This is a genomic window from Serratia aquatilis (assembly GCF_044865145.1).
Lineage (GTDB): Bacteria > Pseudomonadota > Gammaproteobacteria > Enterobacterales > Enterobacteriaceae > Chania > Chania aquatilis.
Window position 1 is genome coordinate 2,683,912 of the sequence record NZ_CP173186.1, and the last position, 25,395, is coordinate 2,709,306.

The 25,395-nt window shown below is 51.8% G+C and carries 22 protein-coding genes; 14 read left to right on the forward strand and 8 right to left on the reverse strand.

What is annotated here, in order from left to right; all coding sequences use genetic code 11:
* The first annotated feature begins 43 nt into the window (after nt 1-43).
* Both SAQUA_RS12040 and add read left to right on the forward strand, forming a co-directional pair.
* Complete coding sequence (locus SAQUA_RS12040; RefSeq protein ID WP_380675179.1) at nt 44-1,225, forward strand: MalY/PatB family protein; 1,182 nt, start codon at nt 44-46, stop codon at nt 1,223-1,225.
* Between the two features lie 199 nt (nt 1,226-1,424).
* The gene (add, locus tag SAQUA_RS12045; RefSeq protein WP_380675181.1) at nt 1,425-2,423 is read left to right on the forward strand and encodes an adenosine deaminase; all 999 of its coding nucleotides are present in this window, start codon (nt 1,425-1,427) and stop codon (nt 2,421-2,423) included.
* A gap of 45 nt (nt 2,424-2,468) precedes the next feature.
* On the opposite strand, the gene SAQUA_RS12050 is transcribed toward add, so the two are convergent.
* From SAQUA_RS12050 to SAQUA_RS12080, 7 genes are all read right to left on the reverse strand, one after another.
* Nucleotides 2,469-2,786 carry an NIPSNAP family protein gene (locus SAQUA_RS12050; protein WP_380675183.1) on the reverse strand — a complete coding sequence of 106 codons (318 nt, stop codon included), beginning with the start codon at nt 2,784-2,786 and terminating at the stop codon, nt 2,469-2,471.
* A 14-nt stretch (nt 2,787-2,800) separates the two neighbouring features.
* A complete protein-coding gene (locus tag SAQUA_RS12055; protein WP_380675185.1) occupies nt 2,801-3,799 on the reverse strand; it encodes a bile acid:sodium symporter family protein in 999 nt (332 codons plus the stop codon).
* 36 nt (nt 3,800-3,835) lie between these two features.
* Nucleotides 3,836-4,876 carry an oxidoreductase gene (locus tag SAQUA_RS12060; RefSeq protein WP_380675187.1) on the reverse strand — a complete coding sequence of 347 codons (1,041 nt, stop codon included), beginning with the start codon at nt 4,874-4,876 and terminating at the stop codon, nt 3,836-3,838.
* A 182-nt stretch (nt 4,877-5,058) separates the two neighbouring features.
* Nucleotides 5,059-5,976 carry an arabinose operon transcriptional regulator AraC gene (araC, locus tag SAQUA_RS12065; protein WP_380675998.1) on the reverse strand — a complete coding sequence of 306 codons (918 nt, stop codon included), beginning with the start codon at nt 5,974-5,976 and terminating at the stop codon, nt 5,059-5,061.
* A gap of 232 nt (nt 5,977-6,208) precedes the next feature.
* Nucleotides 6,209-7,192 carry an L-arabinose ABC transporter permease AraH gene (araH, locus tag SAQUA_RS12070; protein WP_380675189.1) on the reverse strand — a complete coding sequence of 328 codons (984 nt, stop codon included), beginning with the start codon at nt 7,190-7,192 and terminating at the stop codon, nt 6,209-6,211.
* Between the two features lie 17 nt (nt 7,193-7,209).
* Nucleotides 7,210-8,733 (reverse strand): L-arabinose ABC transporter ATP-binding protein AraG, encoded by a 1,524-nt coding sequence (araG, locus tag SAQUA_RS12075; RefSeq protein WP_380675191.1) that lies wholly within the window; start codon nt 8,731-8,733, stop codon nt 7,210-7,212.
* 62 nt (nt 8,734-8,795) lie between these two features.
* Nucleotides 8,796-9,779: an arabinose ABC transporter substrate-binding protein gene (locus SAQUA_RS12080; RefSeq protein WP_380675193.1), complete on the reverse strand. Its 984-nt coding sequence runs from the start codon at nt 9,777-9,779 to the stop codon at nt 8,796-8,798.
* 359 nt (nt 9,780-10,138) lie between these two features.
* Here SAQUA_RS12080 and SAQUA_RS12085 point away from each other — a divergent pair, with 359 nt between their 5' ends.
* The 7 genes from SAQUA_RS12085 to rsxC all read left to right on the forward strand — a co-directional run bounded on the left by SAQUA_RS12085 (nt 10,139) and on the right by rsxC (nt 18,957).
* Complete coding sequence (locus SAQUA_RS12085) at nt 10,139-11,818, forward strand: ribulokinase (protein WP_380675195.1); 1,680 nt, start codon at nt 10,139-10,141, stop codon at nt 11,816-11,818.
* A 55-nt stretch (nt 11,819-11,873) separates the two neighbouring features.
* On the forward strand, nt 11,874-13,379 hold the full coding sequence (gene araA / locus SAQUA_RS12090) for an L-arabinose isomerase (RefSeq protein ID WP_380675197.1): 1,506 nt from the start codon (nt 11,874-11,876) through the stop codon (nt 13,377-13,379).
* 101 nt (nt 13,380-13,480) lie between these two features.
* Nucleotides 13,481-14,893 carry a glycoside hydrolase family 1 protein gene (locus SAQUA_RS12095; protein ID WP_380675199.1) on the forward strand — a complete coding sequence of 471 codons (1,413 nt, stop codon included), beginning with the start codon at nt 13,481-13,483 and terminating at the stop codon, nt 14,891-14,893.
* Between the two features lie 272 nt (nt 14,894-15,165).
* Nucleotides 15,166-15,603, forward strand: coding sequence for a DUF2569 domain-containing protein (locus tag SAQUA_RS12100; RefSeq protein WP_380675201.1), 438 nt, complete (start codon nt 15,166-15,168; stop codon nt 15,601-15,603).
* A gap of 144 nt (nt 15,604-15,747) precedes the next feature.
* The gene (rsxA, locus tag SAQUA_RS12105; protein ID WP_380675203.1) at nt 15,748-16,329 is read left to right on the forward strand and encodes an electron transport complex subunit RsxA; all 582 of its coding nucleotides are present in this window, start codon (nt 15,748-15,750) and stop codon (nt 16,327-16,329) included.
* Nucleotides 16,329-16,904, forward strand: a complete 576-nt coding sequence (gene rsxB, locus SAQUA_RS12110) for an electron transport complex subunit RsxB (protein ID WP_380675205.1) — start codon at nt 16,329-16,331, stop codon at nt 16,902-16,904. The genes rsxA and rsxB overlap by 1 nt, the downstream gene beginning before the upstream one ends.
* Nucleotides 16,897-18,957, forward strand: coding sequence for an electron transport complex subunit RsxC (gene rsxC / locus SAQUA_RS12115; protein ID WP_380675207.1), 2,061 nt, complete (start codon nt 16,897-16,899; stop codon nt 18,955-18,957). Before rsxB ends, rsxC begins: the two co-directional genes overlap by 8 nt.
* 38 nt (nt 18,958-18,995) lie before the next feature.
* Here rsxC and SAQUA_RS12120 read toward each other — a convergent pair whose 3' ends face one another.
* Complete coding sequence (locus SAQUA_RS12120) at nt 18,996-19,889, reverse strand: helix-turn-helix domain-containing protein (protein WP_380675209.1); 894 nt, start codon at nt 19,887-19,889, stop codon at nt 18,996-18,998.
* A 384-nt stretch (nt 19,890-20,273) separates the two neighbouring features.
* On the opposite strand from SAQUA_RS12120, the gene rsxD reads away from it, so the two are divergent.
* The 5 genes from rsxD (at nt 20,274) to dtpA (ending at nt 25,371) form a co-directional block, all read left to right on the forward strand.
* A complete protein-coding gene (gene rsxD / locus SAQUA_RS12125) occupies nt 20,274-21,347 on the forward strand; it encodes an electron transport complex subunit RsxD (RefSeq protein ID WP_380675211.1) in 1,074 nt (357 codons plus the stop codon).
* 9 nt (nt 21,348-21,356) lie between these two features.
* Nucleotides 21,357-21,986, forward strand: coding sequence for an electron transport complex subunit RsxG (rsxG, locus tag SAQUA_RS12130; protein WP_380675213.1), 630 nt, complete (start codon nt 21,357-21,359; stop codon nt 21,984-21,986).
* Entirely contained in the window at nt 21,983-22,681 is a 699-nt protein-coding gene (locus tag SAQUA_RS12135; protein WP_380675215.1) for an electron transport complex subunit E, read from the forward strand. Before rsxG ends, SAQUA_RS12135 begins: the two co-directional genes overlap by 4 nt.
* Nucleotides 22,681-23,322 (forward strand): endonuclease III, encoded by a 642-nt coding sequence (gene nth, locus SAQUA_RS12140; RefSeq protein WP_380675217.1) that lies wholly within the window; start codon nt 22,681-22,683, stop codon nt 23,320-23,322. Before SAQUA_RS12135 ends, nth begins: the two co-directional genes overlap by 1 nt.
* A gap of 534 nt (nt 23,323-23,856) precedes the next feature.
* Nucleotides 23,857-25,371, forward strand: coding sequence for a dipeptide/tripeptide permease DtpA (gene dtpA, locus SAQUA_RS12145; protein ID WP_380675219.1), 1,515 nt, complete (start codon nt 23,857-23,859; stop codon nt 25,369-25,371).
* Nucleotides 25,372-25,395: the final 24 nt, after the last annotated feature.

Below are 25,395 nucleotides of genomic sequence, written 5' to 3' on the forward strand. Positions count from 1 at the left end.
TCCCCACGGGCGCAGCCTGCTGCGCCCGTGTCCGGAGTGACTCATGTTTGATTTTTCTACCCCGGTCGATCGTCATGGTACCTGGTGCACCCAGTGGGACTATGTTGCCGACCGATTTGGCAGCGCCGACCTGCTGCCTTTTACCATCTCTGATATGGATTTCGCTACCGCCCCCTGTATTTTACAAGCTCTGCAACAACGCTTGCAGCATGGCGTATTGGGCTATAGCCGCTGGCAGCACGAGGATTTTCTCGGCGCAATAAGGTATTGGTATAGTCAGCGTTTTAATGCACCGATTGATACATCAATGGCGGTGTATGGCCCTTCGGTCATTTACATGGTGGCGCAAATGATCCGTATCTGGTCAGCGCCCGGTGATTACGTGGTGACTCACACTCCTGCCTACGACGCGTTCTACAAAGTTATCCTTGGAAATCAGCGCCAGGTGCTCCCTTGTCCACTTAATAAAGTGGATAACGACTGGCATTGCGATATGGCCCACCTGGAAGCGTTACTGGCGCGTCCGCAGACCAAGATCCTATTACTGTGCAGCCCGCATAACCCGACTGGCAAGGTTTGGAGCCAACAGGAACTGCAGCAAATGGCTGAGCTATGTGAACGCCATGAGGTGAAAGTAATCAGCGACGAGATCCATATGGATATGGTTTGGGGCGAACACCTCCATATTCCTTGGAGCCAGGTAGCGACAACACCTTGGGCATTGCTGACCTCCGGTTCTAAAACGTTCAATATTCCTGCGCTCACCGGTGCCTATGGTTTGATCAACGATCAACATGCGCGTGAAAGTTACACCCAAGCACTGAAAAACCGCGATGGACTCTCTTCCCCAGCGGTATTGGCGGTTACTGCTCATATTGCCGCTTATCGCCATGGCGAACCCTGGCTGGATGCCTTACGCGGTTATCTGCAAGAAAACCTGGCTTATGTTGCTGAACGTTTGCATCAGGAATTCCCGCAACTGAACTGGCAACCTCCGCAGGCGACTTACTTGGCGTGGATTGACATACGGCCACTGGGAATTGACGACCGCCGCTTGCAGCAGGTGCTGATAGAGCGTGAGAAAGTGGCCATCATGCCCGGCTTTACCTACGGTGAAGAAGGCAATGGCTTCCTGCGTCTGAACATCGGTTGCCCACGCAGCAAAGTAGTAGCCGGAATGGATAAACTGATTGCCGGGTTGAAGTTTGTGCTGGCAAACGACTGAAGAATAAACTTATTGCCGAGTGATTAAGCCCCTAAGAGATTAAGGGGGCTTTATTTCCTGGTAGCAAGCTTAGGAACACCTGTCTTTTCGGTTGTTATGTGATTTTAATCACTTTTTAATGCAACGTAATGGCAATTTTCATCGTTTTGTTTTTATACTGTTCTGCACTTTACCTATAACAACATAGCGAGTGCAGATCATGATTGACTCCCACCTCCCCCTTACCGATATTCACCGCCATCTGGATGGCAACATCCGGGCGCAAACCATTCTTGATCTGGGCCGCCAGTTCAACATCACCTTACCTGCCGATGACTTGTCTGCCTTGCTGCCACATGTACAGATCACTCGTACCGAACCCGATCTGATGAGTTTTCTGCAGAAACTGGCTTGGGGTGTAGCGGTATTAGGCGATCTGGATGCCTGCCGCCGCGTGGCCTATGAAAACGTCGAAGACGCCGCAAACGCCGGGCTACACTACGCCGAGCTGCGCTTTTCACCCTACTACATGGCAATGAAACACCAGTTGCCCTTGGCTGGTGTGGTAGAAGCAGTAATTGACGGGATCCGCGCTGGCTGCCGCGATCGCGACATAGATGTACGCCTGATTGGCATCATGAGCCGTACCTTTGGTGAACAAGCCTGCCTGAATGAACTGGAAAGCCTGCTGGCCCATCGGGATGCCATTATCGCGCTGGATCTGGCCGGTGATGAGCTAGGTTTCCCTGGCAGCCTGTTCCTTGACCACTTTAACCGTGCCCGAGATGCTGGGCTGCGTGTAACGGTTCATGCAGGCGAGGCTGCGGGCTCGGAAAGTATCTGGCAGGCTATCCGCGAACTTGGCGCAGAGCGTATCGGCCACGGTGTTAAAGCGGTAGAAGACCCGGCGTTGATGGATTACCTGGCAGAGCACGCTATCGGTATCGAGTCATGTCTGACTTCGAATATTCAGACCAGCACCGTACCTTCTCTGGCGCAGCATCCGCTGGCTACATTCTTGCGCCATGGGGTGCTGGCTTCCATCAATACCGACGATCCGGCGGTCCAAGGCATAGAGATCGAGCATGAATACTGTGTAGCTGCGCCACAAGCAGGACTTACCCCACAAGAGATCCGCATCGCACAGGAAAACGGCCTGAAAATGGCATTTCTCAGTGAACGGGAAAAACAGGCGCTAAGGGAAAAAGTAGCTGGCTGATTGATGCTTAACCACACAGTGGCCTGCACCGCTGTGTGGTTGTTATCACCGATAATGGCCGGATTGATACGGCAGCACCACGCGGTGACTCTCCTCAATCAGCCCCACAATCTCTGCTCGAGGGCCTTTCAGCCAGGCCTGGCTTTGATAAAAATGCTGCAATACCTGCTCCATCTCCGCCATGCCGTCAAACAGACGCAGCAAGTAGTAACTATCAGGGTCATGCAAGGAAATACCGTGATCTAGCACAACCAGTCCCGAGGCCTGATGCAGCGGTACACTGTACTGTTGCATGATGTGATGAAAACGTTCCCCCGAGCCTGCCCGCAACCGATACTGCAAAATCTCGACAACCTGAGCCATTTTTCTTCCTTTGTTTATTTAGTTAACTCAGCCGTTTCCCGTTGCTGAGCCATTTTGCGGGCATAGCGTTGCGCCATAACGGCACAGACCATTAACTGCACCTGATGGAAAATCATCAGAGGTAAAACCATCGCACCAACGGCTGCGACCGGGAACAAAACGTTAGCCATCGGAATACCGTTTGCCAGACTCTTCTTTGAACCGCAGAACACGATGGTAATTTCATCAGCGGTACTGAAGCCCATCCAGCGCGCGGTATAGGTATTGATAACCAGTACCACCACCAGCAAAATCACCGACATCAGCAAGATCGTCAGTAATGAGCGACTATCAATGGTACTCCAAATCCCTTCAACCACCGCGGCGCTGAACGCGGTGTACACCACCAGCAAGATTGACGAACGGTCAGTCATATTTATCCACTTGCGGTGGCGATCGACCCACTTGCCAATCAATGGCCGCGCCAGATGACCAATAATAAACGGCACCATCAGTTGTAGAAGAATTGCACCTATCGCGTGCAGCACATCAGTATCGCCGCCCTGATTGTGCATCAAAGCCCCTACCAGCAGCGGCGACAGGAATACACCGAGAATGCTGGATGCCGAAGCACTACAAATTGCTGCCGCGACGTTGCCCCCCGCCGCCGAGGTGAAGGCTATCGCCGACTGAACGGTGGCAGGTAAAGCGCACAGATAGAGAAAGCCCAGGTAAACCGTAGGCGTCAATATGCCTGGTACCAACAGATTCATCGATAACCCAAGCAGCGGAAATAGCGCAAATGTGCTGAGAAAGACCAGCAGATGCAGTTTCCAGTGGCTCATACCGGCAAAAATTGCCTGGCGGGAGAGCTTCGCACCATGCATAAAGAACAGTAAGGCGATGGCGGCAGTGGTCAGATGTTCAAAAAAGGTTTTCCATATCCCTTCACAGGGGAAAAATGAGGCGAGGAGGACGACAATCACCAACACCAGCAGGAAATTATCAATACGCAGACGCTGCAACCAGGACATTATGCAGAATTCCTTGAATGTAAACCGTTAAAAAGATTAAACAACTGGCAACGCTTTTTGCTGGTGGGCCGATTCAATACCCAGTTCAATCAACGCCATTACCTCGATGGCTTCACTAGCAGGAACAGGATTAACACCTTCACCGTTGATCGCATCACGAATGGCGGCATAGTAGGCGGGGTAATTTCCTGGAATGGTCAACAGCGGCTTTTCGCTCAATGTACCATTACGTGACAACGTCACTATACCGTCACGCATATCATAACCCCAGTCTTCCTGCGGCAGTCGTGCCCCCGCTTTCAGGCGATCTTCCTGCGGATCAAGACCAAACTTGATAAAACTCCCCTGGGTGCCATGCACGATATAGCGTGCACTCTCTGCGGCGGCTAGCACCGTGCCATGCAGCACCACACGACGCTGGCCATAATTCAGTACCGCATGGAAGTAATCGACCGACTGAGCCCCCGGACGCAAAGCAGCAAGATCGACAAACAAGGTCTGCGGTTTGCCAAACAACTGCAACGCCTGGTCTAACAGATGTGGCCCCAAGTCATACCAGATACCGCTACCCGCTCCGGCTTGTTCACGCCAACGTTGCAGCACTTGCGGGCGGTAACGATCAAAATGTGATTCAAAATAGACCACGTCGCCGAGTGAGCCCTCTTTCAGCAAACTCTTCAGCGTCAGGAAGTCACTGTCCCAACGGCGGTTATGAAACACTGAGAGCAGTAATCCTGCCTGTTCCGCCTGATGTTGCAGTTGCTGTGCCTGTGACAACGTCACGGTAAAAGGTTTATCCACCACCACATGTTTGCCTGCAGCCAGCGCCTGCTGAGCCAGCGGGAAATGGGTATCGTTAGGCGTTGGGATCACAATCAGGTCAATCGATGGGTCGTTAAACAGGAGTTGCGAGTCGTTCACCACCGTGATTGAAGGCCAGTCGGCGTGAACTTTAGCAGCATCGCTGCTGGAAACTGCGACTAAATCCATGCCTGAGGTGCCAGCTATCAGCGGCGCATGAAATGTTTTACTGGCAAAGCCGTAACCGACCAAGCCTACCCGGATTTTTTCAGTCATCTTGTTTCCTCATTCAGAGCAATATACCGAATAGAAAATACCAGCGGACACGCCAAATACCACGCGCTTGTCATTTAGGGTGAATATTATTCACCCCGGAATAATGTGACATGAAGGCGTAAAACAGTGAGCTAGCCGATTTGACACTATGATGCGGGCGGGAACAAGCAGTAAATTTACGCTTAACCGGTAGCGGCAACCTGCGAACGTTCACGAAAATGGTTGGCCGGATAGTTGATTTCCAGACTACGGCGGCGAAAATCGCTTGGGCTGACGCCAACTCGTTTGCGAAACACACGTGAAAAATAGAGCTGATCGTCATAACCAACCACCCGGCCAATGGTAGCAATCGACTCCTGTGTGGTTTGCAGCAATAGTTTGGCCCGGATCACCCGTTGGTCCTCACGCCAACGTAGAATGTTGATGCCAACCTGCTCACGGAACAGGTGCGCCAACCGCGAAGACGATAGACACACGTGGCGTGCCACCTCATCGATACGTAACTCCCCGGCCAGATTGCCGGTTATAAATTGGCAAGCCTCCATCACCCGTGGATCCATGATTTTTTGCGGGCTGAGGGGATCTTCTTCCATCGCGCGCAGCAATAGGCGCTCCAGCAGATTCATCCCCATTTCCTCCGCAAAGCGACGGCCAGAGCGTTGGGTCTGCTCTATATGGGAAAACAGTCTGTCAAACTCCAGCAACAGAGTGTTGTTAGGTAGCGTCAGACGGCCAACCTGGTGGGTTTTGCTGTGCCACTCAAGCCAATCGGCCCAATAGGCACGTGGGCGGAAATAGACCCAACGGTGATACCAGCAATCACTTTCCGGTGAACGGCCATAGTAATGTGCCACTTTAGGTGGGAACAGCAGAAGGTCACCTGGATTGCAATAGAAGGTGTCCTCACCATCGAACACTTTACCCTGTCCCTTGATGGTCAGATTCAGAATGTAGCCTTTCATTCCCCCTGGACGGTCAATAAAGAAATCCAGTGGCCCATCCGCCAAGATCGGCGTTAAGCCAGCGACCAGATAGGCGTTGAAGGTATAACCCGGTAACAGTGGGTTCGGTTGCGGTTCCTGAACCATGCGATGATACATCTGGCCTCCGAAAGTGTCGTCCATAGGTTTCTTCAGTCTTTCAACATGCAACACAATGCTGAGGATGGCTCGCCCTCCGTTACGCCAAGGGGCAGCAAAGGCAAGACGTAAGTGCCTTGCCAAACCACTGCAACTTAGAGCCCATCAGATCTGCCAAGTTTACCATTCAGGTTAAATACTGCTCAGACCGATGACAGAATTGTGAGCCCAACAAGAATATGCCCTATACCCTTTAGGCGGTGCGTTTCGCCTTTTGCTTGTAGCGGTCAAAAATGACGGCTGCCAGCAAGATCACACCGCGAACAACATACTGCGAGAACGGTGATATATTCAGCAGGTTCATGGCATTTTCCACCGTACCCAAGATCAGTATCCCGGCAATCACGTAGGAAATCTTGCCAATACCCCCTTTGAGTGAGACGCCCCCCAGTACACAGGCTGAAATCACGATCAGTTCATAACCAATAGAGGTCATCGGTTGGCCACTGGTCATGCGTGAAGCCAGAATGATGCCCGCTGCCGCTGACACCAGCCCGGAAAGCATAAAGATGATAATCTTGGTACGGACTACCGGTACGCCTGCCAAGCGTGCCGCTTCCTCGTTACCGCCAATAGCCAGGGTGTTGCGGCCAAAAGTGGTTTTATTCAGCAGAAAACCGAACAGGATCAGACAAGCGACGGTGATCCAGATTGGCGCGGGTAATCCCAGCCAGTTGGCATAGCCCAGAGCAAAGAAGCGCTCGTCTTCAATGCCTACCGCTTTACCATCGGAGATGATGTAGGCAAGGCCACGGAAAATCTGCATGGTGGCCAATGTGGTGATCAGAGCATTGATTTTCAGACGCGCGATGACAAAGCCATTAATCAACCCAGAGAGCATGCCCAGCAATAAACCAGCAGCCACACCTATCCACAGGCTTTCGGTCAGGTTGATAACCACCGCTGCGGTCACACCTGCACAGGCAATGACCGAGGCAACAGACAGATCGAAATCACCGGAAGCCAGGCAGAACAGCATGCCACAGGCCACCATGCCGGACATGGAGATCGCTAGACCAAGGCCTTTCATATTGATAAAACTGCCAAAATTCGGCACAAACAGCGCACAGACGATAAACAGTGCGGCGAAAACCACCAGCATGCCGTAGCTGTCCCAGATACGCGCCAGCCCTTGGCTACCGCGATTTTTCACAGAGTTGGTTGTCATGGTCGACATTTGTTTCTCCTTCACTATCAGGCCATCGCCGCTGCGATATCGGGGGTGCGTAACATCGCCAGGCTGAGGGCTTTTTCCTCAGTGGCATCAACATGCGTGAGCTCGCCGGAAATGGCACCTTCGCGCATGACGATAATGCGATCCGCCAGCCCCAGAACTTCGGGGAGATCGCTGGAGGCGAACAGCACAGCGATGCCCTGCTGCGCCAATTGATAAATCACCTGGTAGATTTCATGCTTGGCACCCACATCAATACCGCGCGTGGGTTCATCCAACAGGATCACTTTCATCTCTTCCGACAGCCAGCGGCCAAGGATCGCTTTTTGCTGGTTGCCCCCCGAGAGGTTCATAATCAATTGCTCGGCACTGGGGGTTTTGATATTCAATGCGCGAATATGATGATCGGCATTGCTGGTTTCCCAGGCGTTATCGATCAGGCACCCTGCTTTGATACTCTTGCGACGGGCGCTGATGTTGATGTTGTCACGCACCGAATGCACCGGGATAATTCCGTCAGCCTTTCTGTCTTCCGGGCACAGCATCACTCCGGCACGGATCGCATCGATGGGAGAGCGAATTTCAAGCGGGTTACCATCCAACAGCAACTGCCCAGCCGTTACCTGCGTAGCGCCAAAAATCCCCTTCATCAGTTCGCTACGCCCTGCTCCCACCAACCCAAACAGGCCGACGATCTCGCCAGCTCTCACTTCCAGGCTGATCGGGTTTTTCACGCCCATCGCTTGCAGTTGCTTGATCTGCAACCTGACAGCACCAAGTTCACGGGGTTGGTAGCCGTATACGTCGCCAAGGTCCCTCCCCACCATCGCCTGGACCAGCAATTCATTGTTTACCAACTGCATATCGTCAAAAGTGCGCACATAGCGGCCATCTTTAAAAACGGTGATCGCATCGCTTAACGCGAAAATCTCTTCCATTCGGTGCGAGACATACAAGATCACCCGCCCTTCGGCACGTAATTCGCGGATCACTCTGAACAACTGCTCAATTTCACGTGCCGACAGCGAACTGGTCGGTTCATCAAAAGCAATCACTTTGGCATTACGTGCCAAAGCCTTGGCAATCTCTACCATTTGCCATTGGCCGATGGAGAGATACTTCAGCGGGGTATCAGGATCGATATCCAATCCGAGGTGCGTCAACTGTAATCCGGCTTCATAACGCAGCAGTTTGCGATCAACCAGGCCATGTTTGGTGGGCAACTGGCCTAAATAGATGTTCTCAGCCACGGTCATTTCAGGAACCAGATGCAGTTCCTGGTAGATAATCGCTACCCCGGCATTGAGTGCTTCGGTGGTATTGGCAAAGTGCACGGCCTGCCCTTGGAGATGTATCTCCCCTTGGCTTGGGGCATAGTAGCCGCTGAGGATTTTCAACAGCGTGGATTTCCCCGCGCCGTTCTCTCCCATCAGTGCATGGATCTGCCCGGCCTGACAGTCGAAGCTGATATCATCCAACGCTTTGACGCCTGGGAAGCTTTTACCGATGCCTTTAAAAGCCAGATAGGGCGTTACGGCGGTCATAATGCTTTCCTCGTGGTGTTCAAAAAAATGCCGCCTGAAACGGCAGGCGGCACAGTCATTAATTACATCAGACCCTTTTTCTGCAGTTCGGCTTTGAAGTTGTCGCGGGTGATCAGCACCACATCGGTGACTTCGGTGAATTTCTGCGGTTCCGCACCTTTCACTACCCAGTCATGCAGCATCTGGATGCTCTTGTAACCGTGAATATCCGGGCTTGGCAGCAGTGAACCGTAGAAACCGGTGGCCTGTGCCTTGGAAAGTTCGCTCACCGCATCAACGCCGTTGATACCAATGCCGATAACGTCAGGCGCTTTGAAACCCTGCCCCTCGGTAGCACGCACACCTCCCAACACCGTGTTGTCGTTCATTCCGACGATCAGCCAGTGTTTTACTTCCGGATGCTGAACTAACATCGAGTTGGCAGCATCGAAAGCGCCTGGGATATCGTTGGATTTGGTTGGAACTTTGTAGATCTGTTTTTCCGGGAAACCAGCGGTTTTCAAGGCGTCGATTGAACCACCGGTGCGGCGACGTGCGGTATCCAATTCATCTGAAGTGATTGCCATCACGCCGGTTTCGGTCACTTGCCAACCGCGTTGATTCATCTCTTTCCACAACTCCTGCCCCTGACGTTCTCCAATTTTGGTCGCAGCCATCATTACCAGTGGCACGCTCTCCATCGGTTTTCCCTTGGCATTAACAAACTGATCGTCAACGGTAATCACTTTCAGATCATAACTACGCGCCTTTGCCACAATCGCCGGGCCCAGTTTTGGGTCTGGCGTACAAATAACAAAACCTTTGGCGCCGCTGGCTGCCAGGCTGTCGATGGCATTCAGCGTTTTCTCACCGTCCGGTACGGCTATTTTGATCACATCAAATCCCAGATCTTTGCCCGCTTTGTCGGCAAATTTCCATTCGGTCTGGAACCAGGGCTCCTCTGGCTGTTTGACTAAAAAGCCCAGCTTCATATTCTCTGCAATAGCCGAATGTGACATAACCGCCGCAAGCCCCATTACCGCCAGTGCCTTAGTGAATTTATGCATGGTACTCTCCGCTGTTCTGTTCTCTTTGGCAGAAAAATCGACCTGCTGTGAAAACGTTATCATTAGGGGGGTCTTAAACGATGAATGCTTACTTACCGGCCTTTCATCGCTTAATCGAGTAAGACGGGGACAGTTTTAGCGGGTATTAATGACGTAAAGATAGAGCGCTATCACATCCGGGAATTACAGCAGATATGTACATACATTTAGCAAATTCAACCAATCATTAACTTTTGACAGCTATCACAGAATCACTGTAGGAAGCAGAAAAGTGCATACTTCCAGCTAATGACTCCTCACCTGCCGCAGTCAAGCACTCCTATCGTTAACCTCTATCTAATGAAATAGGAGTCTGCATCATGACGGCAGGTGCTATCACCCTTGGACTCGACTTTGGCAGCGATTCGGTAAGGGTATTGGCTGTAGATTGTCAAAACGGCAATGAACTGGACACCGAGGTGGTCTACTACCCACGCTGGCAACGCGGCGATTTCTGTCAAGCCGCCGAGAACCAATTCCGCCATCACCCACTTGACTACATCGAGTCCATGGAGCAAGCCATTGTTGCCTTGGTGCAACGTATGCCCCCCGAGCAGCGGCGGTTGGTGGTCGGTATCGGTGTTGACTCGACTGGATCCACCCCTGCACCAATCGATGAAAATGGCGATGTGCTGGCACTGCGGCCTGAGTTTGCCAATAACCCCAACGCCATGTTTGTACTTTGGAAAGACCACACGGCCATTGAAGAAGCCGAAGCTATTAATCAGCTGTGCCGCAGCGGCGACTTTCCTGATTATTCACGCTATATCGGCGGCGTTTACTCTTCCGAGTGGTTCTGGGCCAAGATCCTGCACGTTTCACGTCACGATCAAGCGGTACGCAAAGCCGCAGCCTCTTGGGTTGAGCTATGCGACTGGGTACCCGCGCTACTTTCCGGTACCACCGCTCCGCATCTGTTGAAACGCGGTCGCTGTAGCGTCGGGCATAAGACGCTGTGGCACCCAGACTGGGATGGTTTGCCACCAAAGGCATTTTTTGCCGCGCTGGATCCGATACTGGTTAACGATCTTCCTTATCCCCTGTTTACCGGTTCCTATACCGCCGAATTACCGGTTGGCACACTGACCCCAGAGTGGGCCAAACGCCTCGGGCTTACTGAAGGTGTGGTGCTTTCTGGCGGGGCTTTCGATTGCCACATGGGGGCCGTCGGTGCCGGAGCCCAGCCATATACGCTGGTAAAAGTGATTGGTACCTCAACCTGCGACATTCTGATCGCCGACCGCGAGCGTGTTGGCGATCGTGCGATCGGCGGTATTTGCGGCCAGGTTGACGGTAGCGTAGTACCAGAAATGATCGGTATGGAAGCGGGGCAATCTGCCTTCGGCGATATGTATGCCTGGTTCAGTCACCTGTTGAGTTGGCCACTGCGCGAAGCCGCAAAAAATCAGCCACAGTTACAGGCCCAATTCCTGCAGATTGAAAGCACTCTGTTGGCAGATCTCACCAACGCATGGGCCAAAAATCCATCTCTTGACCATTTACCTGTGGTACTCGACTGGTTCAATGGCCGACGTACACCTTATGCCAACCAACGTCTTAAAGGGGTGATCACCGATCTTAACCTTGGCACCGACGCACCGACGCTTTTTGGTGGCTTCATCGCCGCCACGGCTTTTGGTGCCCGCGCGATCATGGAGTGTTTCGAGCAGCAGGATATTCCGGTCGACAACGTGCTGGCGTTGGGCGGCATTGCCCGCAAATCACCGGTAATCATGCAGGTTTGTGCCGATGTCATGGATCGCCCGTTGCAGATTGTTGCATCCGATCAGTGCTGTGCATTGGGAGCGGCAATTTTTGCCGCCGTGGCCGCAGGGTGCTTCAGCAATGTACCGCAGGCGCAACAGCAAATGGCCTGCAGCATCGAACGTACCTTGCAGCCCGATCCGCAGCGAGTCTTACGCTATCAGCAATTGTATCAACGCTATCAACAGTGGTGTCTGGCTGCTGAGCCGCGCTATGCCGCAGTAAACAAAGATTAATACGCACAGTCAATCATGCCTGTGCTCAATAAACCAAGTTATTCAGGAGTCTTTGATGGACGTTTTTAAACAACGTGAAGTGTGGTTCGTGATCGGCAGTCAGCATCTTTATGGCCCTAAAACGCTACAGCAAGTGAAAGAAAATGCGGAACAGGTAGTAAACGCCCTGAACCGCGAAGCTGGCTTACCGGTAAAGCTGGTGCTGAAACCGCTGGTCACTACGCCTGACGAGATTACCGCTGTCTGCCGTGATGCCAATTATCATCAAGACTGTATCGGTATCCTAACCTGGCTACACACCTTCTCACCCGCCAAAATGTGGATTGCCGGTCTGTCGATCCTCAACAAACCACTGCTACAGTTTCATACCCAGTTCAATGCCGAGATCCCCTGGGACAGCATGGATATGGACTTTATGAATCTGAACCAAACTGCTCACGGTGGCCGGGAATTTGGTTTCATCGGCGCGCGTATGCGTCAGCAACACAGTGTTATTGCGGGACACTGGCAAGACAAGGATGCGCATAGCCGAATCGCACAGTGGATGCGCGTTGCCACAGCCAAGCAGGAAAGCCAGCAACTGAAGGTTGCACGCTTTGGCGATAACATGCGCCAGGTTGCCGTCACCGAAGGTGATAAGGTCAGCGCACAGATCCAGTTCGGGTATTCCGTTAATGCTTACGGTATTGGCGATCTGGTCAGCGTGATTAATGAAGTCAGTAAAGGTGATATTGATACGCTGATCGAAGAATACGAAGCCAGTTATCAGTTGGCCGATGTTGCCAAGCAGAACGGTGAAAAACGCGAGAATCTGATCGACGCTGCGCGTATCGAACTGGGCATGAAACGTTTCCTCGAACAAGGCAAGTTCCACGCGTTCACTACCAACTTCGAAAATTTGCACGGCATGAAGCAATTACCGGGGCTGGCAGTGCAACGTCTGATGCAGCAAGGTTACGGCTTTGGTGGCGAAGGTGATTGGAAAACCGCAGCTCTGTTGCGCATTTTGAAAGTGATGGGGGCTGGGCTTAAAGGTGGCACCTCATTTATGGAGGACTACACCTACAACTTCCAACCGGGTAACGATCTGGTGGTGGGTTCGCACATGTTGGAGGTCTGTCCATCCATCGCCAAAGAGTCTAAACCACTGTTGGATATTCAGCATCTGGGTATCGGCGGTAAGGCCGATCCGGCTCGTCTGATCTTCTCGACTCCGGCTGGCCCGGCGTTAAACGCCACGCTGATTGACATGGGCGATCGTTTCCGTCTGCTGGTCAATCAGGTGGATACCATCGAGCAGCCACATCCATTGCCAAAACTGCCCGTGGCTCGCGCCATCTGGCAAGCGCAGCCCACTTTGGCAACGGCAGCCGAAGCCTGGATACTGGCGGGAGGTGCGCACCACACTGTGTTCTCACAATCCTTGAATGCCGACTATCTGCGTCTGTACGCCGAGATGCATAATATTGAATTCCTGCTGATCGACAATGCCACCACCCTACCTGCTTTCAAGAATGAAATTCGCTGGAATGAAGCCTACTACCAGCTCAATCGCCGTTAATTAAATTGCAGTCCTGCAACCGGTTTCAGAAACCGGTTGCAAAAACCTTCTGACTCAACCTAGACTATGCTTAGTTTTTTACATCTAGAGCGAGGATCGTTATGTCTGCTTTCCCAAAAGAATTCCTCTGGGGTGCCGCTACCGCAGCCTACCAAGTTGAAGGCGCCCATGATGCCGATGGCAAAGGCCCTTCCATCTGGGATACCTTCTCCCACCTGCCCGGCACCACTTATCAGGGCACCAATGGTGATGTCGCTGTCGACCACTATCACCGTTTTCGTGAAGACGTCGCCTTAATGGCCGAAATGGGGATGCAGAGCTATCGTTTCTCCATCTCATGGCCCCGTTTGCTGCCGCAAGGCCGTGGTGAAATCAACGAAGCCGGGGTTAAGTTCTACAGCGACCTGATCGATGCTCTGTTAGAACACAATATCGAGCCAATGATCACCCTTTACCATTGGGATCTGCCACAAGCGTTGCAGGACGAAGGCGGTTGGGAAGCACGTAGCACCGCAGAAGCATTCGAAGAGTATGCCCGGCTGTGTTATGCGCGCTACGGCGATCGCGTCAAGTTATGGTCAACTTTCAATGAAACCGTGTGCTTTATCGGTTTCGGCTATGTCACCGGCGGACATCCACCGGGTGTGCAGAACCCGGCACGCGCAGTTCAGGCTTGCCACCACGTCTTCGTCGCCCATGCCAAGGCGGTGGCGGCATTCCGTACCAGCGGCATCGTTGGCAAAATCGGTTTCGTTAACGTCTTGCAGACCCATACCCCACTGAGCCAGTCACCTGAAGACCTAGCTGCGTATCAAATGGCTGAAGGGATCTTTACTCACTGGCTGTATGATCCGGTACTGAAAGGGGAATACCCGGCAGAATTACTGGCACAGGCTCAGGCACTGTGGGGAGTACCACAGTTTGCTCCGGGTGATGAACAATTGTTACGCGACAATATTTGCGATTTTATTGGTCTGAACTACTACAAGCGTGAAACCATCGCGGCCAACAATCAGGAATCGCGTCTCACCATCAACACTACCGGCGAGAAAGGCAGTGGCCATCAGCAAGGCAATGAATTTGGCTTCAAAGGGCTGTTCAAATTCGTGCGTAATCCTGACGGCGTCTATACCGACTGGGACTGGGAGATTTACCCACAAGGCCTCACCGAAGGGATTATGAATATCAAGGCGCGTTACGGTGATATTCCTATGTATATTACCGAGAACGGCCTGGGTGCCAAAGATCCGATTATCGACGGCGAAGTGGTAGATGACGACCGTATTGAGTATCTGCGTCAACACATTGGTGCCATCGAAGATGCCATCAAACAGGGTGCTGACGTGCGCGGTTACTATCCGTGGTCATTTATCGATTTACTTAGCTGGCTCAATGGTTTCCAGAAACAATATGGCTTTGTTTACGTCGATCACAACAAACAGCTGGCGCGCCAACGCAAGAAAAGTTTCTTCTGGTATCAGAAACTGATCGCTAGCAACGCTGCTGAGCGCTAATCCCATCACTTTACTGCTACCCGCTAAAATGCCAGCTCTGACTGGCATTTTTCATTTCAGTCACCCGCGATATACTCAAAAAAATTCGAGTTGCTTGTAGGCGGCAAGCTTACGAGGCCCCAGGAGCATAGATAACTATGTGACTGGGGTGAGTAAGCGCAGCCAACACCCAAGCAATTTGAAGTATGAAGGGTATAGCTATCCTGGCCTCGCGCATCAGGTAATATTTGTTTAAGCTAGGCCGCTAAAATGAATAATACTCTGGAACCGTTATGACCCAAGCTGAATACTCCCGCATCGGTGGCTGGCTACTGGCCCCTATGGCCTATCTGATCGTTACCCTGCTCAGCGCCAGCCTGATGCTTTTCCTGTACACAATGGCCATTTTTTCACCTGAATCGCGTGAATATCTGCTCACCAATGCCCAGGCATTTACCCTGCAATGGTATTTTTCGGTAGTTACAACCTTGGTTATGTGGTGCTTTACGATTTATCTGCTGTGGCTGTTTTGCCAACGTTCACAACGTTTCCCCAAGCTGTTTCTGGTCTGGCTCCTGATCACCGTGTTATTGGCAGTCAAAGCATTCGCTTTTGCCCCGGTGCCCGACGAACTTGCCGTACGCAGCCTCCTTTGGCCGTTACTGTTTGCCGCATTACTGGTGCCATACATGATGCGTTCAAAGCGAGTTAAGGGTACTTTCACCGAGTAACCACGATAAAAGCACGTTCTGCACGTAGATTTGTGTAAATTTTCATCAAAACAGGCAAAAAACACAATACCCTTGCAATTCGTCTGTTGTCGTTACGCCGCCGATTCCCGATAATAGGCGGCTTTTATTTTTTTAGGCAACGCAATGACCGAATACCTGCTCCTGTTTGTCGGCACCGTGCTGGTGAATAACTTTGTCTTGGTGAAATTTTTGGGCCTGTGCCCATTTATGGGTGTTTCCAAGAAACTGGAAAGTGCCATCGGCATGGGCATGGCCACGACTTTCGTCATGACGCTGGCTTCGGTCAGCGCCTGGCTGATCAACAGCTTCATCCTGATCCCGTTGGATTTGGTGTACCTGCGTACCCTTTCCTTCATTCTGGTGATCGCCGTGGTGGTGCAGTTCACCGAAATGGTGGTGCGTAAAACCAGCCCGGCCCTGTATCGCCTGTTAGGGATTTTCCTGCCACTGATCACCACCAACTGTGCGGTGTTGGGGGTGGCATTACTCAACGTTAACCTTGGCCATAACTTTATACAATCAGCGGTTTATGGCTTCAGTGCCGCTGCGGGCTTTTCCTTGGTGATGGTGCTGTTTGCCGCTATTCGTGAACGTTTGGCCGTCGCCGATGTGCCTGCGCCGTTTCGTGGCTCTTCTATCGCACTGATTACTGCTGGGTTAATGTCACTCGCCTTTATGGGCTTTACCGGGCTGGTGAAATTCTAATGACTGCTTTGTGGATAGCGATTGCTGCATTAAGCGCATTAGGGCTGCTGTTTGGTATCGTGCTCGGCTTTGCCGCACGCCGTTTTGAAGTAGAAGAAGATCCGGTTGCCGAACAGGTAGATGAAATTCTTCCTCAAAGCCAATGTGGGCAATGTGGTTATCCCGGTTGCCGCCCCTATGCCGAAGCTGTTGCCAATGGTGAGATGATCAACAAGTGCGCACCAGGCGGTGAGCAAGTGATGCTCAAACTGGCTGAGTTACTTAACGTTGAGCCGCAACCGTTGGATGGCGGCGAAGCCGTGGCAACGCCTGTGCGCACAGTAGCTTTTATTCGTGAAGCCGACTGCATCGGTTGTACCAAATGCATCCAGGCCTGTCCCGTTGATGCCATTGTGGGTGCCACGCGCGCCATGCACACGGTGATCACCGACCTTTGTACCGGTTGCGACCTGTGCGTAGCACCCTGCCCAACCGACTGTATTGAAATGAAACCGGTCGCTACCACTACCGCTAGCTGGAAGTGGGATATAAAAGCCATTCCGGTGCAAGAGATCCACGTGGAGCACCATGTTTAATTTGTTCGCCGCTGCTAAAAAAGATCGAATTTGGGATTTCGATGGCGGTATTCATCCGCCCGAAATGAAAGACCAATCCAGCGGTGTGCCACTGCGGGTAGTTCCCCTGCCAGAAATTTTCATCGTGCCTTTGCAACAGCATTTGGGCCCTGAAGGGGAACTGTGCGTCAAGGCAGGTGATGCGGTCTTAAAGGGGCAGCCCCTAACCTTTGGCCGTGGCCGCACACTACCGGTCCACGCGCCTACATCTGGAATAATCCGTGGGATTGAGCCACGAGTAACCGCCCATCCCTCAGGCTTGGCTGAGTTGTGCGTGCTCATTGAGCCAGACGGAGAAGATCGCTGGTGCAATCTGACACCCATGGCGGACTATCAGCAACTGAGCGCGGAAGATCTTATCCAGCGTATTCATCAGGCAGGAATTGCGGGTCTGGGTGGCGCAGGTTTCCCCACAGCCAGCAAATTGCAGGGTGGCTGTCACCAGGTTGAAACTCTGATCCTCAATGCAGCGGAATGCGAACCTTACATCACTGCCGACGATAGGCTGATGCAAGAACATGCTGCTCAAATAATCGAAGGTACCCAGATCCTGCGTCACCTACTGCAACCGAAAGTGACGGTGATCGGCATTGAGGATAATAAACCGCAGGCCATTAGCGCATTAACCCTCGCACTGCGCGGGCAAAATGATATTACGTTACGGGTGATCCCCACGAAATATCCTTCTGGTGGAGCCAAGCAGTTAACCAAGATCCTGACCGGGAAAGAAGTTCCCCATGGTCATCACTCGTCCTCTATCGGCGTATTGATGCAAAACGTGGGAACCGCTTATGCCATCAAGCGCGCGATCGTTGACGGTGAGCCGTTGATAGAGCGTGTTGTCACCTTGACCGGTGAAGCCATGAGCAAGCCAGGCAACGTCTGGGCCAGGTTCGGTACCCCGGTGCAGCATTTATTAACCTTCGGCGGGTATCAGCCGCAACCGCAGCCAATGGTGATCATGGGAGGGCCTTTAATGGGGTTCACTCTGCCAGCCCTGGATGTTCCTATCGTCAAGATCAGCAACTGTTTGCTGGCTCCAACGGTAGGGGAAATGGCACCGCAGGAACCCGAGCAATCCTGCATTCGCTGTGGATTATGTGCCGATGCCTGCCCTGCCGGGCTGCTGCCACAACAGCTTTACTGGTTCAGTCGTGGCAAAGAGCACGACAAAGCCCGCAACCACAATCTGTTCGACTGTATCGAATGCGGCGCCTGTGCCTATGTTTGCCCCAGCAATATTCCGCTGGTGCAGTACTATCGCCAGGAAAAGGCAGAGATCAAAGCGCTGGATCAAGAAGCTATCCGTGCCGCAGAAGCCAAGACGCGTTACGAAGCCAAGCTGGCACGTCTGGAGCGAGAGAAACGTGCCCGTGAAGAACGTCACAAAAAAGCCGCGGTGAAACTGACCAACAACGATCAGAGCGCCGTTCAGGCAGCGCTGGCTCGTGTTCGTAGCAAAAACGGCGAAGCCAGTGGGATCAGCATTATTGGCCGGGAGCCTGACAATAGTATGGCTATCGCCGCCCGCGAAGCGCGTAAGGCGCAGGCGAGAGAGCGCCGGGCACAGCAGGCAATCGAAGTCACTGAAGTCACTCAAGAGCCAGAACAAGATCCCCGTAAAGCCGCTGTGGCTGCCGCACTGGCGCGTGTTAAAGCTAAGAAGGCTGAACAGTTGGCGCAGAATGCCGAACCTGTGGCTCAGGCCGAGCAGGATGATCCCCGCAAAGCCGCTGTGGCAGCCGCACTGGCGCGTGTCAAAGCCAAGAAAGCTGAACAGTTGGCGCAGAATGCCGAATCAGTGGCTCAGGCCGAGCAGGATGATCCCCGTAAAGCCGCCGTGGCAGCCGCACTGGCGCGTGTCAAAGCCAAGAAAGCTGAACAGTTGGCGCAGAATGCCGAATCAGTGGCTCAGGCCGAGCAGGATGATCCCCGTAAAGCCGCCGTAGCGGCAGCCATCGCGCGGGTTAAGGCCAAAAAAGCCGAGAAACAGTCAGTTTCCGTCGAAGAGTAACCCTCTGCATGGGTGCTTTGCCGCAGGCAAACACCCATTTAATCAACCGAAATCAGATAGGTATAGTTAACATCTATTTGGCGCAGCTTAGCGTCAGGATTCCACTCTTTCGCTTCCAGCATCTCCATCTCGACGCTCCCCTCCACTTTATTCCGCAATCCGGGTACCACATTCGCCAGCAGGAAAGAAATAAATTGCCCGCACTCTTTTGCCGTTCCCTGGTGGTTGATTGCGATGTATTCGCGCGCTGGCAGATGAATATTGTCGATTTGATTACCGGAAAGAATATCTTTCTTATTTTCTGGCGCTACCGCCATAGTGTGGGTAGCAGAGCATTCGCCGTTACCATTCCCTCGCGAGGAATGAATACTGAAAACCTTGTGGCAATCGACATTCAGCCCTTTAAAGAAGTTATTAAAAATCTCCCCCTTCACAGCGATGCAGGAAGAAACGGTAATCTCTTGCAGGGTCTCTAACTCCAGTTCGTGCGAGAAACCAACCAGATGCATTTCCGGCAACGTTAACCGTTTAACTTCAGGATAAAAATCCGCTTCATAGCTGGCTTCAAAGTTGAAACGAGGCATCAAATCTTTAACATCCCATTTACCCATTGTACGGTAACGGTTTGGCGTGGTACCAAAGCGTTGCTTAAACATTCGGGTAAAAGTTTGCTGCGAGTCGAAACCTAATTCATCAGAGATATCAATAATAGAGCGATTAGTAATGCGGAGCGCTACCGCAGCACGGGTAAGGATGCGAGAACGGATATAGGTCGCAAGCTGGATGCCTGTAATACGCTTGAACTTGCGTTGTAAATGCCACTTGGAATAGCCGGAAATGCGTGCGACTTCATCAAGGTTAGGCCGCGTTTCCAAATGAATTTCTACCCACTCAATCAGTTCTTCAATGAAAAGTATGTCTTCATTAGTCATTATTATATGTTCGCCAACTTAATAAGTGCTGGGATAATAACCCACATTGATTATATCAACTTTGCTATTTTGTGCGTGCAAATCTGAAAAAATCCAGCCTGTTTCCCTAGTGTCTACCTCCTTTACCATAGGCGTACTTTGCTTTTTCGCCAGCAGTCACCTGCATCCTAATAGGTGCATATCCCTATGATTAGCACGTATTACCCAAGCGCTGATTGAGGTAGAATACAGCGCTGTGTTTTCTCTGTGTTACGCCTATGCCCCTAAATAATCCGGGTTATATGAACGTCGCGTAGCACCTTGGAGATGCCGAACAATGCCGTCAATATACATGCAAATTGATGTAACTTGGGTAAAGTGTGGTAAAGAAATGGTAGTTTTTCTATGAAGTTCAGGCCAGTACAACAAAAAGCCGTCACTGGCTTACGCGTCGCCAGTTCTCCTTTTACTCATAACCAGCAGAGCACCAGCAGCATCATGCTTTGGGTTATGTTGGCCTGTGTTCCCGGTATAGCCGCACAAGTCTGGTTCTTTGGTTACGGTAGCCTCGTTCAGACGGCGTTAGCCATGGTTACGGCATTGCTTGCTGAGGCCGCCGTTCTTGCGTTGCGCAAACAGCCGGTAAAATCCAGGTTGGCGGACAACTCGGCATTGCTCACCGCATTGCTGTTGGGTATTAGCCTACCTCCGCTGGCCCCCTGGTGGATGATTGTTATCGGCACCGTTTTCGCCATTGTTATCGCCAAACAGCTGTACGGCGGATTAGGGCAGAATCCCTTCAACCCGGCAATGGTCGGTTACGTGGTGCTGCTAATCTCCTTCCCAGTACAGATGACAAGTTGGTTACCTCCCGACTCCTTGAGTGCCAGCGTCCTGTCACTGCAAGATACATTACTGGCTATCTTCCGTGGTCACAATGCTCATAGCGCTTTGCTGATGGGTGCCGACGGTATCAGTCAGGCGACGCCGCTTGACGCCTTCAAAACTGGACTGCGCAGCGGCCATTCAGTAGAGCAGGTTTTGCTGCAACCGTTGTTTAATGGTGTGCTGGCAGGCATCGGTTGGCAATGGGTTAACCTGGGTTTCCTGCTCGGCGGTGCTTTTATGCTGGGCCGTAAACTTATCAACTGGCAGATCCCCTTCAGCATGCTGGCCGCCATTGCCCTTTGCTCTGGGCTGGCGTGGACGCTGGATCCCGCTCATCAGGCCTCTCCGCTGATCCATCTGTTCTCCGGGGCGACCATGCTCGGTGCTTTCTTTATCGCTACCGACCCGGTCAGTGCCTCCACCACGCCAAAAGGCCGTCTGATTTATGGCGCACTGATTGGCCTGCTGGTCTGGTTGATCCGTGTCTACGGCGGTTATCCAGATGGCGTGGCCTTTGCCGTGCTGTTGGCAAACATAACCGTGCCATTGATCGATCACTATACGCAGCCGCGCGTATACGGCCATCGCTGAGGATCCCATATGCTTAATTCAATGAGAAAGCATGGCATCACACTGGCCGTGTTTGCTGCTGTAACCACCGGCCTGACCGCCGTGGTGTACCAGTTAACCAAAAGCACGATTACTCACCAGGCCGCACTACAGCACAAAGCCTTGCTGGACCAAGTGGTGCCGGCGGACATCTATGACAATGATTTGCAGAGCGAGTGCTATGTGGTCAGCGATCCTGCATTAGGCAGCACCGCTCCCCATCATTTATATCTGGCACGCAAGCATGGCCAGCCAGTCGCAGCCGCTCTGGAAACCACCGCGCCCGACGGTTATTCCGGCGCTATTCAACTGCTGGTTGGTGCTGATTTTAACGGCACGGTATTAGGTACTCGAGTGATGGAGCACCACGAAACACCCGGGTTAGGCGATAAAATTGAGTTACGCCTCTCCGACTGGATCACTTTCTTTAGCGGAAAGAGGGTCAACGGCCCGGACGACAAGCGTTGGGCAGTGAAAAAAGATGGAGGCATGTTTGATCAATTCACCGGAGCAACCATTACCCCGAGAGCCGTCGTCAATGCCGTGCGTCGTAGCGCGTTGTATATCGAAACGCTGCCGTCTAAACTCGATACCTTGCCTGCCTGTGGAGCCAGTGAATGAGTGAAGCCAAAACATTGATTGTTCAGGGGTTGTGGAAAAACAACTCTGCGCTGGTCCAATTGTTGGGCCTGTGCCCATTGTTGGCCGTCACTTCCACCGCCACCAACGCCTTGGGCCTCGGATTGGCAACCACCTTGGTTCTGGCCATCACCAACGGTTCAATCTCGGCTTTACGCCGTTGGATACCCAGCGAAGTGCGTATTCCGATTTATGTGATGATCATCGCTGCAGCAGTAAGTGTGGTTCAGATGCTGATCAACGCCTATGCCTTTGGCCTTTATCAGTCTCTGGGGATCTTTATTCCATTGATCGTCACCAACTGTATTGTGGTAGGCCGCGCCGAAGCGATCGCGGTAAAAAAACCGGTAGGTCTGGCACTTATCGATGGTATAGCCATCGGCCTGGGGGCGACCTGCGCGATGTTTGTGCTAGGCTCCCTGCGTGAACTGATTGGCAACGGCACACTGTTTGATGGCGCGGACATGCTCTTGGGCAGTTGGGCAAGGGTATTACGTATAGAAGTGGTGCACTTTGACACCCCTTTCCTGCTGGCCATGCTTCCGCCGGGCGCTTTTATTGGCTTAGGATTGATGCTGGCAGCCAAATATGTCATCGATGAAAAAATGAAAGCACGCCAAAATAGAGCTTTGCTGGCTGAGGCTGAAACCAAGCAAGGGCACGCAGAGAAAGCGTAATGAATAAAGAGAAGCGCCTGGAAATTCTGACCCGCCTGCGGGATAACAACCCCCACCCAACCACCGAGTTGGTTTTTTCTTCACCCTTTGAGCTACTGATTGCGGTGCTGCTTTCTGCACAGGCCACCGATGTCAGCGTGAATAAGGCCACGGCCAAGCTGTACCCGGTTGCCAATACCCCGGCGGCTATGCTGGCTTTGGGCGTGGATGGCATAAAGGAGTACATCAAAACCATTGGCCTCTTTAATGGTAAAGCAGAGAACATCATTAAAACCTGCAGGATCCTGCTGGAAGAACATGCTGGTGAAGTGCCGGAGGATCGCGCAGCGCTTGAAGCTCTGCCCGGCGTGGGGCGTAAAACGGCTAATGTTGTTTTAAACACCGCATTTGGTTGGCCAACCATTGCGGTTGATACACATATCTTCCGAGTGTGTAATCGTACAAATTTTGCCCCTGGAAAGAACGTTGAGCAAGTGGAAGACAAATTGCTGAAAGTCGTCCCTGCCGCATTCAAAGTCGACTGCCACCATTGGCTTATCCTTCACGGTCGCTATACCTGCATTGCGCGCAAACCACGCTGTGGTTCCTGCCTGATTGAAGACTTGTGTGAGTATAAAGAGAAAGTATATCCACACGAATAGTCGCTTGCCGGGCGCAGCTCTGCGCCCTATCCCTTGCTCAGTATGCTTTATCCTCAATCTACATCAGCAGATTTCTGATTTAAAAATTAGTAAGAAAATGCTGTAAGTATTACGACTGGAAAATTACATTTCTTTAACTAATGTGCAGATTTTCTCAATTTCATTTTAATTCTTTACAATCAAGTTTATGCAAAGCAATCCAATGAGTAATTCAAAATGGATTATGATGCTGCCTATCATTGTAAAAATAATCAGAATATATCACTAGTAATCTTCAACAATTTTTTCACGCAAAATAAAAAACCAACATCACCAGAATTCTTGAACGTTAACACTGATCAACAGATGTTACATGACAACATAGTACCGCATGAGTTATATGTAACGGGATATGTCAAAAAGCTTGCCTCGTTGACAAAGATAGTGAACATTACCCGCCCTAATAAACTTATAACAATGCAGAAGGATGCAACCAGCATCACCTAATGCAATTCCGTATTGATAATACGGTTAGTGAAATAACCAGAGGTGCCAGTGTCAACTGCAAACAACAAACCATCGGAAAACATAAGTCTTAACGCTTTCAAGCAACCCAAAGCGTTCTACCTGATCTTCTCTATCGAACTGTGGGAACGTTTCGGTTATTACGGTCTACAGGGCATCATGGCCGTCTATCTGGTCAAAATGCTGGGCCTGAGTGAAGCTGACTCCATTACACTCTTCTCTTCTTTCAGCGCTCTGGTGTATGGTTTTGTCGCCATTGGTGGCTGGTTGGGGGATAAAGTCCTCGGAGCAAAACGTGTGATCGTCTTAGGGGCGATTGTTCTTGCCGCTGGCTATGCCATGGTGGCGTATTCTGGCCATGATGTTTTCTGGGTTTATCTGGGGATGGCGACTATCGCGGTAGGTAGCGGCCTGTTCAAAGCGAACCCATCATCACTGCTGTCTACCTGCTATGAAAAAGACGATCCGCGCTTGGACGGTGCATTCACCATGTACTATATGTCCGTCAATATCGGTTCATTCTGTTCTATGCTGGCAACCCCTTGGCTAGCAGCCAAATATGGTTGGAGCGTTGCTTTCTCTCTTTGCGTGGTAGGCATGTTGATCACTCTAATCAACTTTATGGTGTGCCGTCGCTGGGTAAAAAAACACGGTTCAAAACCTGACTTTAAACCCTTACATGTGCAGAAATTGTTGATGGTGCTAGTTGGTGTAGTGGCGTTGATCGCGCTTTCCAGTTGGTTGCTTCACAATCAGGTTATTGCACGCTGGGCGCTGGCCATTATCTCTGTAGGTATCGTTATCATCTTTGCCAAGGCAACTTTTGCCCTGCACGGCGCTGCACGCCGCAAGATGATCGTCGCCTTCCTTCTGATGTTGGAAGCGGTTGTATTCTTCGTGCTTTACAGCCAGATGCCAACCTCACTGAACTTCTTCGCTATTCATAATGTTGAACACAATATTCTGGGCATCACGTTCGAACCTGAGCAGTATCAGGCCCTCAACCCATTCTGGATTATGCTGGCAAGCCCGCTCCTGGCAGCCCTGTATAACAAGATGGGCGATCGCTTGCCTATGCCACACAAGTTTGCCTTCGGCATGATGTTGTGTTCAGGCGCGTTCCTGGTGCTGCCTTGGGGAGCAAGCTTTGCCAACGATCAGGGTATTGTCTCGGTTAATTGGTTAATCCTCAGCTATGCGTTGCAGAGTATTGGCGAGTTGATGATCTCCGGTTTGGGCCTGGCGATGGTGGCACAGTTGGTTCCACAGCGTCTGATGGGTTTCATCATGGGCTCCTGGTTCCTGACCACTGCCGCAGCCGCGTTGATTGCCGGTAAAGTCGCCGGGCTGACCGCTGTGCCGAGTGATATCAACGATGCGCATGCCTCGTTGGCGATATATAGCCATGTGTTCTTGCAGATTGGTATCGCCACGGCAGTTATTGCCGTATTGATGATGCTTACGGCCCCCAAACTGTACCGCATGACACTGGACACCGCAGAAGATACGCAAGCAAAAGCGCAGGCCGCTGCTGCCATTAACTGATCCCTTTTCGGGCATTTAAAAACG

Coding starts and splice junctions, on each gene's coding strand:
- SAQUA_RS12040 (WP_380675179.1), top strand. CDS start 44: ATGTTTGATTTTTCTACCCCGGTCGATCGTCATGGTACCTGGTGCACC.
- add (WP_380675181.1), top strand. CDS start 1,425: ATGATTGACTCCCACCTCCCCCTTACCGATATTCACCGCCATCTGGAT.
- SAQUA_RS12050 (WP_380675183.1), bottom strand. CDS start 2,786: ATGGCTCAGGTTGTCGAGATTTTGCAGTATCGGTTGCGGGCAGGCTCG.
- SAQUA_RS12055 (WP_380675185.1), bottom strand. CDS start 3,799: ATGTCCTGGTTGCAGCGTCTGCGTATTGATAATTTCCTGCTGGTGTTG.
- SAQUA_RS12060 (WP_380675187.1), bottom strand. CDS start 4,876: ATGACTGAAAAAATCCGGGTAGGCTTGGTCGGTTACGGCTTTGCCAGT.
- araC (WP_380675998.1), bottom strand. CDS start 5,976: ATGTATCATCGCATGGTTCAGGAACCGCAACCGAACCCACTGTTACCG.
- araH (WP_380675189.1), bottom strand. CDS start 7,192: ATGTCGACCATGACAACCAACTCTGTGAAAAATCGCGGTAGCCAAGGG.
- araG (WP_380675191.1), bottom strand. CDS start 8,733: ATGACCGCCGTAACGCCCTATCTGGCTTTTAAAGGCATCGGTAAAAGC.
- SAQUA_RS12080 (WP_380675193.1), bottom strand. CDS start 9,779: ATGCATAAATTCACTAAGGCACTGGCGGTAATGGGGCTTGCGGCGGTT.
- SAQUA_RS12085 (WP_380675195.1), top strand. CDS start 10,139: ATGACGGCAGGTGCTATCACCCTTGGACTCGACTTTGGCAGCGATTCG.
- araA (WP_380675197.1), top strand. CDS start 11,874: ATGGACGTTTTTAAACAACGTGAAGTGTGGTTCGTGATCGGCAGTCAG.
- SAQUA_RS12095 (WP_380675199.1), top strand. CDS start 13,481: ATGTCTGCTTTCCCAAAAGAATTCCTCTGGGGTGCCGCTACCGCAGCC.
- SAQUA_RS12100 (WP_380675201.1), top strand. CDS start 15,166: ATGACCCAAGCTGAATACTCCCGCATCGGTGGCTGGCTACTGGCCCCT.
- rsxA (WP_380675203.1), top strand. CDS start 15,748: ATGACCGAATACCTGCTCCTGTTTGTCGGCACCGTGCTGGTGAATAAC.
- rsxB (WP_380675205.1), top strand. CDS start 16,329: ATGACTGCTTTGTGGATAGCGATTGCTGCATTAAGCGCATTAGGGCTG.
- rsxC (WP_380675207.1), top strand. CDS start 16,897: ATGTTTAATTTGTTCGCCGCTGCTAAAAAAGATCGAATTTGGGATTTC.
- SAQUA_RS12120 (WP_380675209.1), bottom strand. CDS start 19,889: ATGACTAATGAAGACATACTTTTCATTGAAGAACTGATTGAGTGGGTA.
- rsxD (WP_380675211.1), top strand. CDS start 20,274: ATGAAGTTCAGGCCAGTACAACAAAAAGCCGTCACTGGCTTACGCGTC.
- rsxG (WP_380675213.1), top strand. CDS start 21,357: ATGCTTAATTCAATGAGAAAGCATGGCATCACACTGGCCGTGTTTGCT.
- SAQUA_RS12135 (WP_380675215.1), top strand. CDS start 21,983: ATGAGTGAAGCCAAAACATTGATTGTTCAGGGGTTGTGGAAAAACAAC.
- nth (WP_380675217.1), top strand. CDS start 22,681: ATGAATAAAGAGAAGCGCCTGGAAATTCTGACCCGCCTGCGGGATAAC.